The organism is Nocardia sp. CA-084685, assembly GCF_050955785.1.
Lineage (GTDB): Bacteria > Actinomycetota > Actinomycetes > Mycobacteriales > Mycobacteriaceae > Nocardia.
The window spans coordinates 6,496,359-6,512,256 of sequence record NZ_CP192094.1 but is presented as its reverse complement, the minus strand read 5'-3'; the positions used below and the strand labels follow the sequence as shown (position 1 = coordinate 6,512,256).

Here is a 15,898-nt window from a genome sequence, read left to right as displayed (position 1 = left end):
TACGGTGGCGGGCCGAAAGCATGCCGGAATGCCAGGTTTCGGACCCGCCTTCGCTGCACGAGGCATCAGCGACCGGCTCGTCCCGTACCGATCCATCACCGCCCTCGATTCCGGAAGTTGTTGAAGACGTGCATCTCTCAGCGATGGTCGAGATGATCGAGTCGGGCTTCGCCGACCGTGTCCTGTTGGGCGACGCCGACCGGCGAGTGGCCGGGGCGGAACTCGGTGCGCTGGCGAGGGCCGGGGCGGCGACGCTGCGCGATTCTCCCGCGCTTGTGTATGCGGGGGAGAACCACCCGCTACTGCCGGTCGCTCTCTTGGCGGCGGCGTGCGCGGGGGTGCCGTTCGTGCCGGTGAACTACCGGTTGGACGACGCTCAACTGAACAGTTTGATCGAGCGGCAACCCGACGCTCTCGTGCTGGCGGATGCGGCGACCGCGCCGCGAGTGACGGCGCGGGCACACGTCTTCGACGACTGGCTGGCCGCTGTGCCCACCGACGTGCCACCCCTGGAGCCGCAGTTCGACGACGACGCCGTTGCGGTCGTGCTGTACACCAGCGGCACGACGGCCGCCCCGAAGTCGGCACTACTCCGGCACCGCCACCTCATGGCCTACCTGCTCAGTACTGTCGAATTCGGCAGCGCCGATCCCGAAGAGGCAGTACTGGTTTCAGTACCGCCCTACCACGTCGCAGGCGTCGCCAACATGCTGTCGAATCTGTTCGCCGGGCGACGCCTGGTGTACCTACGCGCCTTCGATCCATCGGTCTGGCTCGACACGGTCCGCGCCGAAGCCGTGACCAATGCGATGGTGGTCCCGACGATGCTGGCGCGCATCGTGGACGCGATAGGGCCCGACGGCGCGAACCTCCCGACGTTGCGCTCCCTGTCATACGGCGGTGCGAAGGTATCCGAACGCATACTGCGCGAGGCCCTTACGCGCTTCTCGGACGTCGGTTTCGTCAATGCCTACGGCTTGACCGAAACCGCATCGACAATCGCCATCCTCGGCCCCGAAGACCACCGAGCCGCCCTGCTCTCCGACGACCCGCTGATCCGAGCCCGCCTGTCCTCGGCCGGACAAGTGCTGCCCACGATCGAGATCGAGGTCCGCGACGACGACGGCCACGCACTACCACCGGGCAAATCGGGCATCATCTTCCTACGCGGCGAACAAATCTCCGGCGAATACGCCACCGGCAGCCTGCTCGACGCCGAAGGCTGGTTCTGCACCCGCGACAAAGGCCATGTGGACCCCGACGGCTACCTATTCATCGAGGGCAGAGCCGACGACACAATCATCCGAGGCGGTGAAAACATCGCCCCCGCCGAGATCGAAGAAGTCCTCCTGTCCCACCCAGCAGTAGCCCAGGCCTGCGTAGTCGGCCCCCCGAGTGACGAATGGGGCCAAACCCTCGCCGCCGCAGTAGTCCTGCGCGCAGGCGCCGTCGCGACCGACGAAGAACTACGCACCCTTGTTCGATCCCGCCTGCGCGGCTCGAAAACCCCGGAAACAATCGTCTTCCGAAACTCTCTGCCGCACACCGACACCGGAAAACTTCTCCGCAGAGTCGTCCTCGAAGACCTGAGCGCCCGTTAGAGAGGTACAACCCCATGCCCCTATCCCTGAAACCCGGTACCCGCATCTACAGTGCAGTCGACTCGACAGAACTGATCGTCGTAAAAGTCCCCACAACCCCGATCGATCTCACCATCGGCGGCGTCGCGGCAGTTCTTTCCGCCGCAGAGAAGAACGGCACCACCTCCGGCACCTCCAACGGCGGCACCGCTATCGGCAAGCGTTACACCAACGCCGATGCAACAGTCGAATTGCTGTGCACCAAGCCGGGTCCCGGTGTTCCTGCCATTGATGACGAAGTATTGGTGCTCAAGGAAGCCAGGCCCCTCCCGGCCTCGGACTGACCGAACCGCGGTCGTGGCCACTCTCGCCGCCCGAGATCTGCACGAATTCGCGGTCTCAACGCACCTACGCGCACGGTATGGCTGGGTAGCATCTTCTACGCCTTCTACCTGATCCAGCTCCCTCTAATGGCGAGCACTGCCCGTCTGGCGCGATGAATCCTGGGTGATATTCGGTTGAATGCACAGTCTGGTGACGAGGTCGGCCCACACCTCCGGATCGGTGGCCCACAGGTTGTGGTCGACTCCGGGGACTTCCTCGAACTTGCCGTTCGGGATCAAGGTTGCGAGTTGTCGCAGCGGCCAGGACGGGCGGATGTCGTGCTGCGGGGCGACGAACGTCATGGCTACGTCGGTGTCGGCCAATCGTCGCAACAGGTCGGGTTCGTGGATCCACTGCACGAATGACGCGCTCAGTGCGGTGTGAACGTCTGGTTCCCAGGCGATTTCGAGATCGGCTTCCCGATGCCGGGCCGACTCGTATGCCTGAGACCAGGTCCGGTCCTTGTGCAACCCGTGCCCGGCGACGCCGACGACGTATCTGACTCGATCGGGATGATCCAGTGCGTAACGCACCGCTAGATCCGAACCCCAGGAATGCCCGAGCGCTCCCCAGTGCCCGATGCCTTGACCACGCCGCACCGCCTCGATATCGGCGACCGCCTGAGCCAGCTCGTGCGGCCCGCCCGCCGAGCGTCCGACACCCCTTGGCTCCGGGAACCACGCCCGCATCCCACGAGGTGCCAACAAGTCGTCTTCGAGATAGTGAACGCAGCCCGGTCCACCGGACAAAACGACGACATCTGGGCCATGTCCGGTGACACCGACGTGCAGCACGGTTCCATCATCAGCTTGGACCTGCAGCGATCGCACTTTCCCCCTGGTTCGTCCCCCGACTCGACAGACGCGGCCGGATCCATTGCCCGCCCAGTCGATTTTGGCACAAACCGTTATACGCGCCACCGTAGGAATGATCTCGTGCAGGAGCGCTGAGGCGCTGATGAAGGTCCGATGGCGTTCACGGCTCGAGGTACAGGCGTTCATTCGGGAGGCGGGGTAGGCCGTCGGTGTCGCCTGGGATGATGGCTACGGCGTCGTGATAGTGGTATATGCGCCAGTCCTTCACGAACAGCAATGCCGCTGTCAGACAGGCAGCGAAATCCATTCGCACATCGTGCAAGTGGACCGACAGATGAACGTCGTCCTCGTCGGGGCGAGGTGATGTGGAACGTGCTGTCATGAAGCGCGCCTCTGGGGCGCATCACCTCCTCCACGGTTTATGGGCGAGTTGGGCACCCAACGCACGAGCGTCAGCATCGGCAGCGGTGAGGCCGTCGAGCACTTGCAGCAGCGTGTGGATGTCAGGACCGACAGTGAGCGGTGCGTCGTAATCCAGTGCGGGGAACGGCAGACCGAACACGACGGCCCACCCGAGCGCGATCATCGGTGCACCCCGCCGAGCGCTGTCCAGCGTGCGAAAGACTCACGCGGGCAAGCGCATTCGACGTCGGCAAACCCCATCAGTCGATTCAGGGTTTGCGCGTCCAGGTGCGCCGAGGACGGCAACAGCACCACGTCGACGCCTAGCCCGGCAGCCTGTTCGACCAGACCGAGCGCCGAGCCCGCGTCGGCCCAGTGCAGCACGTAGCCCAATCGCCGTGCCAGACGGCGGATCTGGGCCTCGTCCCATTCCGACGTCGGTGATGTCGGGTCTAACCACGCGAGCGCTTCCATTCCCCTGCGCCTTCCGCTGTCCGGTTGGTGTGCACCCACCGCCGAGGCAAACCGACACCCGGCGGCGGGGCTTGCACTGGAGCTTTGCAACGCAGGCACCGAACTCTGTTCCGTGATGGAACAAACGAGGTAAACAGGGACAACGCACGTATCATGTGCCTTGATGAAGCGTGGACACGCGACAGGGAAAGCGCAGGGAGCGCACATGATCGACGAACCGGGTACCTACATCGGTCAGCGGGTGCGCCAGATTCGCGCCCGGAGGGGCATCACGCAACAGGTGCTCGCCGACCGGGTCGGGATCAGCCGATCCGTGATCGCGAAGTACGAGGCAGGACTACGGCCGATCGACTCCCGCCGCACGCTGCTGGCCCTGGCCTCCGCGCTGGGGGCCACCATCGGCGACCTGACCGGTCACGAGCAAGACCGGCTCGACCCGTCAACGGCCGGTTTCCACGCGGCAGTGCCGGAACTGGAAACGGTGCTGTGGGCACGGGGCAACGTGACCGATACCCGACCGCCGTGCACTCTGGACGAGCTGGCAGCGCTCACGCGCACGGCGACCAAGCTCCGCAATGACTGCGATTACGTAGCGCTCGGGCCGATGCTCGCACCGATGCTGACCGACGCCTACCGGCATGTTCGCGATACCGATAGCGCGAACGCCGAAAGGGCATGGGACGTATTAGGAGTCGTGGCCTACGGCGTCGCATCGGCGCTGCGGGCGCGCGGCTATCATGCTCTGGCCTGGACTGCGGCACAGGAGGCCGAACGGGCAGCCGAACATGTCGGTGCACCAGCCCCGCTCGCTGCGGCTGCGTTCAGTCAAGGTCAGATCATGCTGTCGCGTCCCGGTGCGCTGCCTGCCGCATTAGCCACGACGATGGACACCGCCGAGAAGATCGCGGCCGATGTGCGCACGGTCGGCGAGATCGAGACGTACGGGATGCTGCACCTTCAGGCATCAATGGTGGCCGCGACAATGGGCGGCGACCCGGAACCTCATCTCGTGGAGGCAGCCGAACAGGCGGACAGGCTGGCCGGAGCCGAACAGAATACATCTGTGGCACACAACGATTCGTTCGTCCCGGCGAACGTCCAGCTGTGGCGCATGTCGGCCGCGATGGAACGCCGCGAGCCCGGTCAGGTACTCGCCCTCGCGCCGAGCCTTTCCCCTGTTGATCTGCCGAACGAGGGGCGGCGCGCGCAATACTTCGTAGAGATCGGCAAGGCGCACGCCATGCAGAAGAACTACCGGGATTCGCTGTACGCACTGCTGCGGGCCGAACACGCTGCGCCCCAGCATGTCCGCACTATGTCTCCAGTGCGGGAGCTCGTCGGGCACATGATGCGCACCGCGCGGCGCGATCTCACGACCGGTGATCTCGGTCGGCTGGCGCAGCGGGTCGGCGTTGTGCCCGTGTGAGGCAGTCCCACGGCCACGCTGCACACCTGGACAAATCGATGTGCACCGCATCCATTACCGCGGCCGAACGCATGCTTGATCCGGCGACCGGTGAACGCTTTGGCGAGCAGCTGTCGACGCTCATGCGATCGCCCTCCCCAGACGCCTGCATACCGGCGCTCGAGTAAATATTCGATGGTAGTCAGGCGGTTGCGGCACCCGTGTCAGCAGTTATGAGTCGGCGTTCGATCAGGATGTAGGTGTTGCCGAGAATCAGCGGCAGCGCCGCGGAACTCGGCAGTGCGGGCCCGAGCTCGTCGTCTCGAACGAGATGGGCCTGGGCGCCGTACCGCCCGAACGTCAGCGCGAGCGGTACGGCCCCCCTCTGGTCGGCGCGCCGGCTTCCCGGCGGTTCGGGGAAGCACCACTGCCAGAATCCCGCCGAGGTCGAAAAACGCAGGTCGATATAGTCGGATCGGGCCGGGCAACGATGCACGCTGTCGAGGGTGGCCGAGAGGAACGACCTTCCCGACAAGGTCGCCTGCACGGGTGCGGGTATTGGTGCCATTTCCGACTCCTTATCGCAATGCGCTGTGGCTCAGGGCAATTGGGTATTACCGGCGAGGTCGAGTGCGGCGAGATAGGCGAAGACGAGGCTCGAACCGATCGGTGTTCCGGCGCCGGGGTACGCGCCGCCCGACATGGCCGCCATGGTGTTGCCGGTCGCGTAGAGACCTTCGATCGGCGTCGCGTCCGAGCGGAGTACGCGGGCGTGCTCGTCGGTCACGAGACCGCCCTTGGTTCCGATATCGGACAGCACGACGGTGGCCGCGTAGTAGGGCGCGGTGTCGACGGGGATGAGCAGCGGGTTGGGCAGGTCGGTCGCCAGCGGCACGATGTAGTTCTGCCGGGGATCGGCCGGGTAACCGACGATGTACTGGAACATCTGGTCCCACGGCGCCTCGCCGCGATGGAAACGCTCGTCGACACCGGATTTCGCATAGCCGTTGAACTCCTCGATCGACTTGCGCAGTTTCTCCGGCGGCACGCCGATCAGATCGGCCAATTCTTCGAGAGTGTCGGCGCGGCGCAAGGCGCCCGATGCGAACCACTCCGGACGCACCGGCTGCTCCGGATCGCCCCCGAAGCCGTCACGCTCGAGCTGCCGGTGGTCGAAGACCCAGTGCGCGGTGCTGTGCGTAACGCCGGTTTCGAGTTGCAGCCGGGCCATTTCGTGCCCGGCGCGATCGTAGGGCTGCGTCTCGTTCATGAAGCGCTCGCCCTCGGCATTGACCCAGATCCCGCCGCGGGTGCCGGTATGGAAGACGGGCCGACCGTCGGGCTGCACCACCCCCGGGACGTACCAGGCCTCATCGAGCAGGTCGGTGGCCGCGCCGATCGCGCGACCGGCCAGGATCGCGTCACCGGTGTTGCCCGGCGCGCCGTGGGACCATTCGCCGGTGAGCGGCACGGGCGAATACTGCTCGCGCATCTCACGGTTGTGTTCGAAGCCGCCCGCCGCCAGGATCACGCCGCGGGTGGCGCGGAATGTACGGCGCTGGCCGCCGCTGACCGCCACCACACCGGTGACCCGGTCGTCCTCGACAACGAGGTCGGTCATGGCGGTTTCGAGCAGGTAGGAGCCGTTGCCCGTTGCCAGGAAGGCTTTCAGCGCCCGGCCGATCAGCGCGCGGCCGCCGACTAGCACCGGCCCTTCGTCGATACCCCAGCGTTCTTCCGGGACGGAGCGCCGGATGAGCGGGGCGAGTTCCTCGAGTTCGGCTACCGAGATTTCCTGCGGGAATATGGTTCGCCCGGTGGCGGTGGATCCGGGACGCCCGTAGAAGTATTCGGGCACGGGCTGGTAGGTGAAGGGCCCGAACAGCGGGTTCTGCTCGAGGTCGTCGATCAGCTGGGGCGCGGTCCGCAGATAGGCATCCTGCAGCGGTTCGCGCGAGTTGTCGGCGACAACGTCGCGCAGGTAGGTGCGGGCGGCCTCGGGATCATCTTCGATGCCCGCGCGCGCGATCGGGGCGCTGCCCGGAAACCACAGTCCCGCACCGGAATACGCGGTGGTACCGCCGATCAGCGAGGACTTTTCCAGCAGCAGTGTGCGCAGCCCGCGCGCGGCGGCCGTATAGGCGGCGATCAGGCCACCTCCTCCGGACCCCACGACCACGACGTCGTAGGTTTCCTCGTCAGCGGGCATTGCGTTCTCCTTGTCGAATCGAGGCGCTCCGGTCCCTTGCGTGGCGACGCAGGCTGACGCCGCCGAGCCCTTCGTGCACCGCGGTGTTTCGCTGATCTGCCGCAGCCGGTCGCGACGCGATATGGCCGGTGGGGTGACCTGGTTCACGGGAATTCGGATGTCGGATGAGTGTGCGACCTGCGATGTCGGGTCGAGTGCGGGATTCCGCTGAGCGGGATGGCGCCGGTCGCGGTGGGAGAGCGGTCCACGGTGGCTCGTCGGGAGCCAGCGCGTCCCAGTGTTCGGAAAGTCCGGCGTGCGCTGCCCGGTTTCCCGCTCAAACTTGCCAGCCAGCAGGACATTCCGACTCGAAGGAGAGCTCGTATGGCTGGTTCGCACGACTACGATCCCGGCCCGCAGATTGCCCACGCCGGTGGCCTGAACCTGGGGACGCCGGATCTGTGGCGTTCGATCCCCGAATCGCAGTGGGGGCAGACGTGGTACGGCGAGGCCCTCGATGTCGGTCCGGGCGGCGCGTTCCTGTCGACCACGCCGTCGGCCGGATTGTGACCAACGAGAGGAAAATCATGACGCTCGAGTCCCGAGGCGCCCACGAGGGTGTGCCCGCCTACTACTTCGACAACCGACTATCGGGCCCGCTGCTGAGCCATCACGAGCAGTGGGACCGACTCGCCAGCACCCACTCCGCATTCAGAAGCACTGTCGCACAGGGTTATTGGGTCATTACGGACGGCCAGGCGATCCAAGAGGCGCTACAGGACTGGCGGACGTTCTCCAGCACCTCGGTGACGGTGCTCGAGCCGAATCCGAAATTCCTGTGGATTCCGGAGATGCTGGATCCACCGCTGCACACCAAGTGGCGACGGCTATTGGGCAGCGAGTTCGGGCCCAAGTGGGTCGCCGCCCGCGAGCCGGAGATCCGCAAGATCGCGGCGGATATGATCGACCGGCTGCTGCCGAAGGGTGCCGCGGACGTTCTCGACGAATTCGCGCGCCGGTTCCCGACCCTGATCTTCATGCGGCTTATGGGACTGCCCGAGCAGGATCTGGACCAATTCCTGGAATGGGTCCACGAGATGCTGCACCTGCCGCACGCCGAGGATCCCGACCACCGTCGCCAGCTTGCCGCGATGACTGCTGCGTCGGCCTATTTCGAAGAGCAGATCGCGCTGCGCCGCGACGCCCCGCGCGATGATCTGCTGTCGCGCATGATGAGCTGGCGCATCGATGGCGAGCTACTCAGCGACGCCGATATGCACGCGTTCTGCATTCTGATGTTCCAGGCCGGTTTCGATACGGTCCCCATCGCCATCGGCTGGGCCATGTACCACTTCGCCGCGCATCATGAGGATCGCGCGGCCATCGTGGCCGACCCGTCGCTGATCGCCAATGGCGTCGAGGAAGTCCTCCGTGTCTATTCGTTCGTCATTCCGGCACGAAAGGCGACACGGGATACCGAGATCGGCGGCTGTCCGGTGAAGTCCGGCGACATGGTGATGCTGCCGCTCGCGGTGAGCAACCGGGATGCCGAGCGGTTCGACAATCCGCTCGAGGTGGATCTGCGGCGCGCCACGAACAACCACATCGCCTTCGGTTCGGGACCGCACCGCTGCTTGGGTTCGCACCTAGCTCGACTGGAGCTGAATGTGGCGATGGAGGAGTGGCACAAGCGGATACCGGAGTACCGGATCGCGCCCGGACAGCAGCTCGAGCAGACCGGAAACATGTATGGCCTGATGTCCTTGCGCCTCGAATGGTGAACCACGGCTCGGCACCCGATACGAAAGGCATTACCACGTGGGAATTCGTGACCGGCTGAACCGACTGCTCGCCGAGGCTCCCGCCGATGCCGAAGCGATCGAGCACGAGGAGACTTGGTGGACCTGGGGTCGGATCCAGACCACCGCGCGCTCGGTCGTGGATGCACTGGAATCCGCCGGTTTGGGCGCGGGATCCCGAGTCGGCGTGGTCCTGGAGAACCGGCCGGAACATGTCGCGGTTGTCGCCGCGCTGATCGCGACCGGTCGATGCGTCGTACTCCTCGCTCCGCTGCTACCGGCGCCGCGGCTGGCCGCCGACATCATCGCCTGTGACCTGCCCGCGGTTGTGTGCGGATCGGTGCTGCTGGCCCGCGACGGCGTACTCGATGCCGCGACGACGGCCGGTTTCGCCCTGGAACTGCGGGACGACGGTTCGGTGCGACGCGTGAGCGGCACGATCCGCGCGTCCGCCGTGACGAATCCGGGGACCGTGGTGGAAATGCTCACCTCGGGGACGACCGGCGCGCCGAAGCGCGTGCATCTACGGACCGAGCAGTTGGATCAGGCACTGACTTCCGGCGGGCAGACGGCCCGGGACGACCGATTGCTTTCCACCTCCGCGGTACTGGTGAACGCGCCGCTGGTGCACATCGGCGGCCTGTGGCGGGCACTGGCGTGCCTGGCCACCGGTCGGCGGATGATTCTCATGCCCAAGTTCGTCCTGGAACCATGGGTCAGCGCCGTGGAGCGGCATCGGTTGCGGGCCGTGAGTCTGGTGCCCGCGGCATTGCGGGCGGTGCTCGATTCCGGAGTGTCGCGGGCGCGGCTGGCGAGCCTACAGGTCGTCACCTCCGGGACAGCGCCATGCCCGAAAGAGTTGGCGGACTCGTTCTTTCGCACCTACGGCATCCCAGTGCTGATGACCTACGGTGCCACCGAATTCGCGGGCGCGGTGGCGGGTTGGACGCTGCCGCTGCACGAACAGTGGTGGGACCTGAAGGCGGGCAGCGCCGGTCGCGCCTTCCCGGGCGTCGAGTTGCGGGTGACCGGCGAGGACGGCGCCGAACTCGGCGGTTGGACGACCGGGCGGCTCGAGGTCCGCACCGCGCAGACCGCGGCGGGTGCGGGCAAGTGGGTCCAGACCAGCGATCTGGCGCGGATCGATGTCGACGGCTTCCTCTGGATTGTCGGTCGTGCGGACGACGCCATCATCCGCGGCGGCTTCAAAGTCCAGCCCGAGACCGTCAAGCGAGTTCTGGAGACACATGCGGCGGTGCGTGAGGCCGCGGTGGCCGGACTGCCCGACGCCCGCCTCGGACACGTACCCGTGGCCGCGATCGAAACCGAACCCGGACTCATACCTCCCGACAGCGACGAACTCGTCGAACTCTGTCGCGCTCACCTGCTGCCGTACGAGGTACCGGTGCACGTGGTGGTCCTGGACCAGCTACCACGCACGCCATCGAGCAAGGTGAGCAGGATGGAACTGCTCGACATCGTGCGGCAGCGAAGGAGCCGATCATGACGGCACCGACGATCGGATTCATCGGCGCCGGCCGGATCGGTGCGGCGATGGTGGAGCGATTACTGGCGGCGGGGCACCGGGTCCGGCTGTACGCGCGGCGGCCGGAGGTTCAGGACCGGCTGGGGGCACTCGGAGCGGAGCCCGTCGATCGGGCCCGGGATATCGCGGCCGCGGATGTCGTCGTCAGCTGCCTGTTCGGCGACGATCAGATATCCACGCTGCTGCCCGAGGTCGTCGGCGCGATGGGCGAGGGCACGGTACTGCTGTCGCACACCACAGGGACGCCGGAGGTGCTGGACAGTCTGGACCGGTTCGCGCCGACCGGACGGGCCGCGCTCGTGGACGCGACGTTCAGTGGCACACCGGAGGCGGTGCGCGCGGGTGAGCTGGTGGTCTTCCTCGGTGGCACGCCGGAAAACGTCGCGATCGCGCGACGGGTCGTCGAGTGCTATGCGGGAACGGTCATCGAAACCGGTGGGAGGGGGTCGGCGCTGCGGATGAAGTTGATCAACAACCTGCTCTTCGCCGCGGTCTCACAGCTCACCCTGCAAGGCCTGACTCTGGGCCGCGGGGTGGGCATAGACGAAGACGTAATGCTCGAGGCGCTCGCGGTGAGCAGTGGCGGTACGACGGCTGGACGCTATATCGCCAACCGTGGCGGATCGGAATCCTTCGCCGCCGCGGTCGCACCTTTTCTGCATAAGGACGTCGCCGCCTGCCGAGCCGCATTGACCGATTCCGGCGTAGATTTCTCGGGTCTGCTCGGCGCGGCCTGCGGCGGACCGATCGACATCGGCGATATAGCCCCTAAAGAGGAAACTTAATTCCGATATCACCATTACACAGCGGCTCTCTTTCGCTACACTCGCGCCTGAGGTTCGAGCTCCAAGAAGGAGGCTGGCCAATGGCCTCAGTGGTGAATGACAATGCGGTCGCCACCTCCGAACGGCACGAGGCGCCACCGTCGATGGTGGAGCGGATGACACTGATCATGGATTCGTTCGGTGGCCCGCAAATCCGGCTCTCGCTCGAGGATGTTGCCGGACGCACCAATCTGCCGCGCTCGACGACCCATCGCATCCTGGAACAGCTGGTTCGGCTGCGGTGGCTCGAGCGCAACGGTCGGGACTACGGCCTCGGTCAACGGGCGCTCGGGTTCGGCGGCCGGGAAGAGGGACACGGTGCATTGCGCACCGCCGCGTTCCCACTCCTGCACAACCTGTCGGTGCGCACCGAAATGGTAGTGCACTTGGCCGTGCTGGACGGCGCCGAGGCATACTACCTGGACAAGTTCGGTGGCAAGGCCGCCGTCCAGGTGCCGTCCGTCGTCGGCGGCAGGGTCCCCGCGCACTGCACGGCCGTCGGAAAGAGCATGCTGGCGTGGCTGTCGCCGGAACAGATCGACGATCTGTACCGCGATGTCCTGGTCAAGCGGACCACGCACAGCATCGGTGATCTCGAGGTCCTGCACCAAGAGTTGATTCGCATTCGTGCGCGTCGCGGTCTGGCTTTCGAGCGCGGCGAATGCTTCCAGCACATCGCCTGTGTCGGTGCGGCCGTGCGCGGTCCCAAGGGGCCGGTCGGCGGGGTTTCGCTCGTCGGCGATGTGCGAGCACCGCTCGAGCGGCTGGCACCGCTGGTCGCCAATACCGCGCACGCGATATCGGAAAAGCTGATGGGCGACACCGCGCGCAAACATTCGGCGCGCTTCGAACCAGTCGTGGTGCGGGATGAGCCGCAGCTCCCGGCACTCACCGAGACCGTCGGACGAATCGTCGCGCTCGGCGAACGTGGCGAGTGGTTCTGAGGTCCCCGCGCCTATCCGGACCGCTTTCCGCTGAGCGGAAAGAGCCCCAGGTCCACCCGGTTTCCTGACCAAACTTGCGTTCGGAGTGGGCCGTCGGCTCGATCCTTCCGCAAGAGAGGTGAGGACCCCTATGAGTCCGCTTCCGGATCCGGTGTCGATGGGCGCCAGGCGCTTCCGCGACGTGCTGGGACATTTTCCGACGAGTGTTGTCGCGATTACCACCACGGCATCCGACGGTCGTCCACACGGGTTGATCGTCGGCACCTTCACCTCGGTTTCGCTAGAGCCGCCATTGGTGTCTTTTCTGGTGAACCGATCCTCATCGACGCTGGCGATGATCCAGGAGGCGGGCGGCTTCTGCGCCAACGCGCTCGCGGGCAACCAGGAGCCGACGTCACGCCGATTGTCGGCTCGCGGATCTGACCGTTTCGAGGGCGTGGTCTGGACACCGTCACCGCTGGGCAATCCGGTGCTGGACGGCATCGTGGCATGGGTCGACTGCAAGCTCGAAAACGTGGTGGAAATCGGTGACCACTATCTGGTCGTCGGTCGGGTCAGCGATCTGAACATCGAGTCGGTGCGAACACCGCTGCTCTTCTTCCGCGGCGGGTACGGCGACTACCTCGCCAGTGCGACGCTGCTGATGGATCGTCTCGTCGGCTGGTGGTGACCGGGTCCGGATTCGGACTCACACCAACATGTCGTCGACCGGCAATCCGAATGTCCCGCGCCCGTAGAGCGTCAACGCCGTGCCGACATCGTTGGATGCGTGAATGCCCGCGATATGTGCGTCACGCCAGGCGCGCTCGATCGGATTGCGACGGCGCAGCAGCATCCCACCGGTCGCCGCGAACACCAGATCGATCGAGGTCAACGCGCGTTCGGCGCCACACGCCTGATCACGACGCGCGCGCAACCGCAGCTCCAGCGGAATCTCCTGTCGTGCACAAACGCACGCGTACAAATCGCGAAGGCTCCGGCTCATCTGCAGAATGGCCGCGTCGATTTCCGCGCTGGCCCGCGCGGCCGCGGTCGGCTGATCCGCGGTGATACTGCCGCCACCGAAACTGAGCCGGTTACTGTCGCGCATCCGGCTCAGAAAGACATCGAGGCAGCCCTGTGCCATGCCGACCATGGGTGAGCTGTTCGCGTAGGTGTACATGGTTCCGTATGGCATCCGGTAGAGCGGGCCGGGATTCGCCTTATGTCCCGGGCTCTCCAGCCGTGCGATGTCGTAGAACCGCGTTACCCGGTGTTCCGGAACGAAAATCCGCTCGGCGTACAGATCGTCGCTGCCCGCGCCGCGCAGTCCGGCCGCATCCCACACCTTCGACATCCGATAGTCGATGCAGGGCACCAGCCCGCTGACCATATCCACCGGCTGGCCGTTCTCGGCCACGATGGTGCCGCCGAGCAGCGCCCACGACGAGTGCGCACAACCGCTGGCGAATCGCCACTGGCCCGAGACTTCGTAACCTCCGGCGACCGGAACGAATCTGCCGACCGGTGCGTAGGACGAGCAGATCAATGCGTCCGGATCGTCCGACCACACATCACGTTGCGCGCGCTCGTCGAAAAGCGCCACATGCCAAGGGGTCAGGCCGAGTACCGACGTCACCCACCCGGTCGAACCGCATGCGGTGGCGACCGCACGGACCGCGTCGTAGAAGTCCAGGGGATCGGCCTCCAGCCCGCCCTGGGACTTCGGCCGCAGCAGCCGGAAGATGCCGGTACCGATCAGATCGGTCATCGTCTCGGCCGGTATCTCACCGGACTCGTCGACCCGCGCCGACCGTTCGGCCAGTGTTGGCAGCAGTTCGCTGACCGCCGCGGCTACCTCTGCGTTCATGCCGGTTCTTTCGTGTCCGCGCCCCCTACGCCAGTGGCTCCACGGCGGAGCGTAACAGGCGCCGACACTGCCCGGCCGATCAGCGGGCGGCCCAGCTGATGGCCTTGGTCTGCAGGAATTCGTCCAGCCCGAATTCGCCCCATTCCCGGCCGATTCCGCTCTGCTTATATCCGCCGAACGGCGAGCGCGGGTTGACCCCCGCACTGCCGCCGTTGATCGCTACGGCGCCCGCGCGCACGCGCGCCGCGATGTCGTAGGCGGCCTTGGTGTCGGCGCTCCAGACGGCCCCAGCCAAACCGTAGGGGCTGTCGTTCGCGATGCGGACCGCCTCGTCGTCGGTGCGGAACGGAATCACGACGCCCACCGGGCCGAAGAACTCGGTCTGGGCGATTGTCATCGAATTGTCGACATCGATGAAGAGAGTCGGCTCTACGAAGTAGCCCTTGTCCAGACCGGTCGGGCGTCCGCCACCGGCGACGATCCGCGCACCCTCCTCCTCGCCGACACGGATCAGCTTTTCGACCTTCTCACGCTGCGCCGCGGTGATCAACGGCCCCATCGTGGTGGATTCGTGGGCTGGATCGCCGACCCGAACACCGGCGAGGGCGACGCGCAGCCGCGCGACCAGTTCGTCGTGGACGGATTCGTGCACGATCGTGCGGGTCAGAATCGAGCAACCCTGGCCCGCGTGCACCGTCATGCCCATGAGTGCGGAGCGGACCGCACCGTCGAGGTCGGCATCGGCGCGGACAATATTGGCGGACTTGCCGCCGAGCTCGAGCACAACCTTCTTGATCGAGCTCGCGGCCTGCGTGTAGACCATCCGTCCGACGGTGTCCGATCCAGTGAAGCTGACCAGGTCCACCATCGGATTGGTGGTCAGCTCCCGACCCGCGTCGATATCGCCGGTCACGATATTCAGCACGCCAGGTGGCAGACCGGCGGCATCGGCGAAGTCACCGATGAGCAGGGATTCCAGCGGGGTGGTCGGCGCGGGCTTCAGGGCGGCGGTGCATCCGGCGGCAAGCGCAGGGATCACCTTCATCATGCTGAGGAAGAACGGGAAGTTGTAGGCCGCGATCAGCGCACAGACCCCGAAGCCCTCGCGCCGGATCTGCCCCTGGGAGATGCCGATACCCGGCGCGATCGTGGGTTCCATCGGGCGCTCCCACGCGAAGGTCGGCATGACGCGTTCGGCCATATCGCGCAGATGGGCAACCGGCACCCGAGTCTGCAGGGTTTCGGCCAACGAGCGGACCGAACCCGCCTCGGCGATATTGACGTCGACGAGTTCGGGCAGGCGGCGCTCCATTTCCTCGGCCATGCGCAGCAGCACCGCGGCCCGCTCGGCGGGCTTCATCCGCGGCCATGGACCTTCGTCGAATGCCTTGCGCGCGGCCGTGATCGCGCGACGCACATCCGGGATCGAGGCCTGCGGGACGTAGGCGATCGTGTCCTCCGTCGCGGGATTGCGCACATTGATGAGCTCGTCCGATTCGCCGTCGGTGCGGTGCCCGTCGATGTAGAGCTGCGTCGAGAACGAGTACGCCGTGGTCATGTTCGGTCTCCTGATTGCCGGATCTGCGTCGGACTTCTGGGCAGGCTCACCTGCGCTGCCGCCCGCACGCCGCGTCTTAAAAGTGTACTGAATAGCCGAACTGGCTGAGTCGATTGTCCAATTGCCGCTG

18 protein-coding genes are annotated in these 15,898 nt (G+C 65.9%); 10 read left to right on the top strand and 8 right to left on the bottom strand.

Annotated elements, in window-relative coordinates; translation table 11 throughout:
• Positions 1–143: 143 nt before the first annotated feature.
• Positions 144–1,601, top strand: a complete 1,458-nt coding sequence (locus ACQP2U_RS29050) for a class I adenylate-forming enzyme family protein (protein WP_433710376.1) — start codon at positions 144–146, stop codon at positions 1,599–1,601.
• Between the two features lie 14 nt (positions 1,602–1,615).
• Complete coding sequence (locus tag ACQP2U_RS29045) at positions 1,616–1,924, top strand: hypothetical protein (RefSeq protein WP_433710375.1); 309 nt, start codon at positions 1,616–1,618, stop codon at positions 1,922–1,924.
• Between the two features lie 123 nt (positions 1,925–2,047).
• Here ACQP2U_RS29045 and ACQP2U_RS29040 read toward each other — a convergent pair whose 3' ends face one another.
• The 4 genes from ACQP2U_RS29040 to ACQP2U_RS29025 form a co-directional block, all read right to left on the bottom strand.
• Entirely contained in the window at positions 2,048–2,758 is a 711-nt protein-coding gene (locus tag ACQP2U_RS29040) for an alpha/beta fold hydrolase (RefSeq protein ID WP_433710374.1), read from the bottom strand.
• A 181-nt stretch (positions 2,759–2,939) separates the two neighbouring features.
• Positions 2,940–3,161 carry a hypothetical protein gene (locus tag ACQP2U_RS29035; RefSeq protein WP_433710373.1) on the bottom strand — a complete coding sequence of 74 codons (222 nt, stop codon included), beginning with the start codon at positions 3,159–3,161 and terminating at the stop codon, positions 2,940–2,942.
• A 21-nt stretch (positions 3,162–3,182) separates the two neighbouring features.
• Positions 3,183–3,365 carry a hypothetical protein gene (locus ACQP2U_RS29030; RefSeq protein WP_433710372.1) on the bottom strand — a complete coding sequence of 61 codons (183 nt, stop codon included), beginning with the start codon at positions 3,363–3,365 and terminating at the stop codon, positions 3,183–3,185.
• On the bottom strand, positions 3,362–3,655 hold the full coding sequence (locus tag ACQP2U_RS29025; protein WP_433710371.1) for a hypothetical protein: 294 nt from the start codon (positions 3,653–3,655) through the stop codon (positions 3,362–3,364). Before ACQP2U_RS29025 ends, ACQP2U_RS29030 begins: the two co-directional genes overlap by 4 nt.
• 205 nt (positions 3,656–3,860) lie before the next feature.
• Between ACQP2U_RS29025 and ACQP2U_RS29020 the strand changes: the two genes are divergently transcribed.
• Positions 3,861–5,081: a helix-turn-helix domain-containing protein gene (locus ACQP2U_RS29020; protein ID WP_433710370.1), complete on the top strand. Its 1,221-nt coding sequence runs from the start codon at positions 3,861–3,863 to the stop codon at positions 5,079–5,081.
• 181 nt (positions 5,082–5,262) lie between these two features.
• On the opposite strand, the gene ACQP2U_RS29015 is transcribed toward ACQP2U_RS29020, so the two are convergent.
• Together ACQP2U_RS29015 and ACQP2U_RS29010 are read right to left on the bottom strand one after the other, a co-directional pair.
• A complete protein-coding gene (locus tag ACQP2U_RS29015) occupies positions 5,263–5,628 on the bottom strand; it encodes a hypothetical protein (protein ID WP_433710369.1) in 366 nt (121 codons plus the stop codon).
• 30 nt (positions 5,629–5,658) lie between these two features.
• Positions 5,659–7,269 (bottom strand): FAD-dependent oxidoreductase, encoded by a 1,611-nt coding sequence (locus ACQP2U_RS29010; RefSeq protein WP_433710368.1) that lies wholly within the window; start codon positions 7,267–7,269, stop codon positions 5,659–5,661.
• Between the two features lie 40 nt (positions 7,270–7,309).
• Here ACQP2U_RS29010 and ACQP2U_RS29005 point away from each other — a divergent pair, with 40 nt between their 5' ends.
• From ACQP2U_RS29005 to ACQP2U_RS28975, 7 genes are all read left to right on the top strand, one after another.
• A complete protein-coding gene (locus ACQP2U_RS29005; RefSeq protein WP_364342568.1) occupies positions 7,310–7,480 on the top strand; it encodes a hypothetical protein in 171 nt (56 codons plus the stop codon).
• A gap of 152 nt (positions 7,481–7,632) precedes the next feature.
• Positions 7,633–7,818 (top strand): hypothetical protein, encoded by a 186-nt coding sequence (locus ACQP2U_RS29000; RefSeq protein WP_433710367.1) that lies wholly within the window; start codon positions 7,633–7,635, stop codon positions 7,816–7,818.
• Positions 7,819–7,835: 17 nt separating this feature from the next.
• Positions 7,836–9,029 carry a cytochrome P450 gene (locus ACQP2U_RS28995; RefSeq protein ID WP_433710366.1) on the top strand — a complete coding sequence of 398 codons (1,194 nt, stop codon included), beginning with the start codon at positions 7,836–7,838 and terminating at the stop codon, positions 9,027–9,029.
• 37 nt (positions 9,030–9,066) lie between these two features.
• Positions 9,067–10,554 (top strand): class I adenylate-forming enzyme family protein, encoded by a 1,488-nt coding sequence (locus ACQP2U_RS28990; RefSeq protein WP_433710365.1) that lies wholly within the window; start codon positions 9,067–9,069, stop codon positions 10,552–10,554.
• Positions 10,551–11,378, top strand: coding sequence for an NAD(P)-dependent oxidoreductase (locus tag ACQP2U_RS28985; RefSeq protein WP_433710364.1), 828 nt, complete (start codon positions 10,551–10,553; stop codon positions 11,376–11,378). Before ACQP2U_RS28990 ends, ACQP2U_RS28985 begins: the two co-directional genes overlap by 4 nt.
• A gap of 80 nt (positions 11,379–11,458) precedes the next feature.
• The gene (locus tag ACQP2U_RS28980) at positions 11,459–12,361 is read left to right on the top strand and encodes an IclR family transcriptional regulator (RefSeq protein WP_433710363.1); all 903 of its coding nucleotides are present in this window, start codon (positions 11,459–11,461) and stop codon (positions 12,359–12,361) included.
• A gap of 130 nt (positions 12,362–12,491) precedes the next feature.
• Positions 12,492–13,031, top strand: coding sequence for a flavin reductase family protein (locus ACQP2U_RS28975; RefSeq protein ID WP_433710362.1), 540 nt, complete (start codon positions 12,492–12,494; stop codon positions 13,029–13,031).
• 18 nt (positions 13,032–13,049) lie between these two features.
• Here the strand turns inward: ACQP2U_RS28975 and hsaA are convergent, their stop codons facing one another.
• Both hsaA and ACQP2U_RS28965 read right to left on the bottom strand, forming a co-directional pair.
• Positions 13,050–14,210 carry a 3-hydroxy-9,10-secoandrosta-1,3,5(10)-triene-9,17-dione monooxygenase oxygenase subunit gene (hsaA, locus tag ACQP2U_RS28970; RefSeq protein ID WP_433710361.1) on the bottom strand — a complete coding sequence of 387 codons (1,161 nt, stop codon included), beginning with the start codon at positions 14,208–14,210 and terminating at the stop codon, positions 13,050–13,052.
• Positions 14,211–14,289: 79 nt separating this feature from the next.
• A complete protein-coding gene (locus tag ACQP2U_RS28965; protein WP_433710360.1) occupies positions 14,290–15,768 on the bottom strand; it encodes an aldehyde dehydrogenase family protein in 1,479 nt (492 codons plus the stop codon).
• Positions 15,769–15,898: the final 130 nt, after the last annotated feature.

Excerpts from the sequence above, each read along its gene's own strand:
- ACQP2U_RS28985 (WP_433710364.1), top strand. The coding sequence starts at position 10,551 with ATGACGGCACCGACGATCGGATTCATCGGCGCCGGCCGGATCGGTGCG.
- hsaA (WP_433710361.1), bottom strand. The coding sequence starts at position 14,210 with ATGAACGCAGAGGTAGCCGCGGCGGTCAGCGAACTGCTGCCAACACTG.
- ACQP2U_RS28975 (WP_433710362.1), top strand. The coding sequence starts at position 12,492 with ATGAGTCCGCTTCCGGATCCGGTGTCGATGGGCGCCAGGCGCTTCCGC.
- ACQP2U_RS28965 (WP_433710360.1), bottom strand. The coding sequence starts at position 15,768 with ATGACCACGGCGTACTCGTTCTCGACGCAGCTCTACATCGACGGGCAC.
- ACQP2U_RS29030 (WP_433710372.1), bottom strand. The coding sequence starts at position 3,365 with ATGATCGCGCTCGGGTGGGCCGTCGTGTTCGGTCTGCCGTTCCCCGCA.
- ACQP2U_RS28980 (WP_433710363.1), top strand. The coding sequence starts at position 11,459 with ATGGCCTCAGTGGTGAATGACAATGCGGTCGCCACCTCCGAACGGCAC.
- ACQP2U_RS29000 (WP_433710367.1), top strand. The coding sequence starts at position 7,633 with ATGGCTGGTTCGCACGACTACGATCCCGGCCCGCAGATTGCCCACGCC.
- ACQP2U_RS29015 (WP_433710369.1), bottom strand. The coding sequence starts at position 5,628 with ATGGCACCAATACCCGCACCCGTGCAGGCGACCTTGTCGGGAAGGTCG.
- ACQP2U_RS29010 (WP_433710368.1), bottom strand. The coding sequence starts at position 7,269 with ATGCCCGCTGACGAGGAAACCTACGACGTCGTGGTCGTGGGGTCCGGA.
- ACQP2U_RS29025 (WP_433710371.1), bottom strand. The coding sequence starts at position 3,655 with ATGGAAGCGCTCGCGTGGTTAGACCCGACATCACCGACGTCGGAATGG.
- ACQP2U_RS29035 (WP_433710373.1), bottom strand. The coding sequence starts at position 3,161 with ATGACAGCACGTTCCACATCACCTCGCCCCGACGAGGACGACGTTCAT.
- ACQP2U_RS28995 (WP_433710366.1), top strand. The coding sequence starts at position 7,836 with ATGACGCTCGAGTCCCGAGGCGCCCACGAGGGTGTGCCCGCCTACTAC.
- ACQP2U_RS29045 (WP_433710375.1), top strand. The coding sequence starts at position 1,616 with ATGCCCCTATCCCTGAAACCCGGTACCCGCATCTACAGTGCAGTCGAC.
- ACQP2U_RS29050 (WP_433710376.1), top strand. The coding sequence starts at position 144 with ATGGTCGAGATGATCGAGTCGGGCTTCGCCGACCGTGTCCTGTTGGGC.
- ACQP2U_RS29020 (WP_433710370.1), top strand. The coding sequence starts at position 3,861 with ATGATCGACGAACCGGGTACCTACATCGGTCAGCGGGTGCGCCAGATT.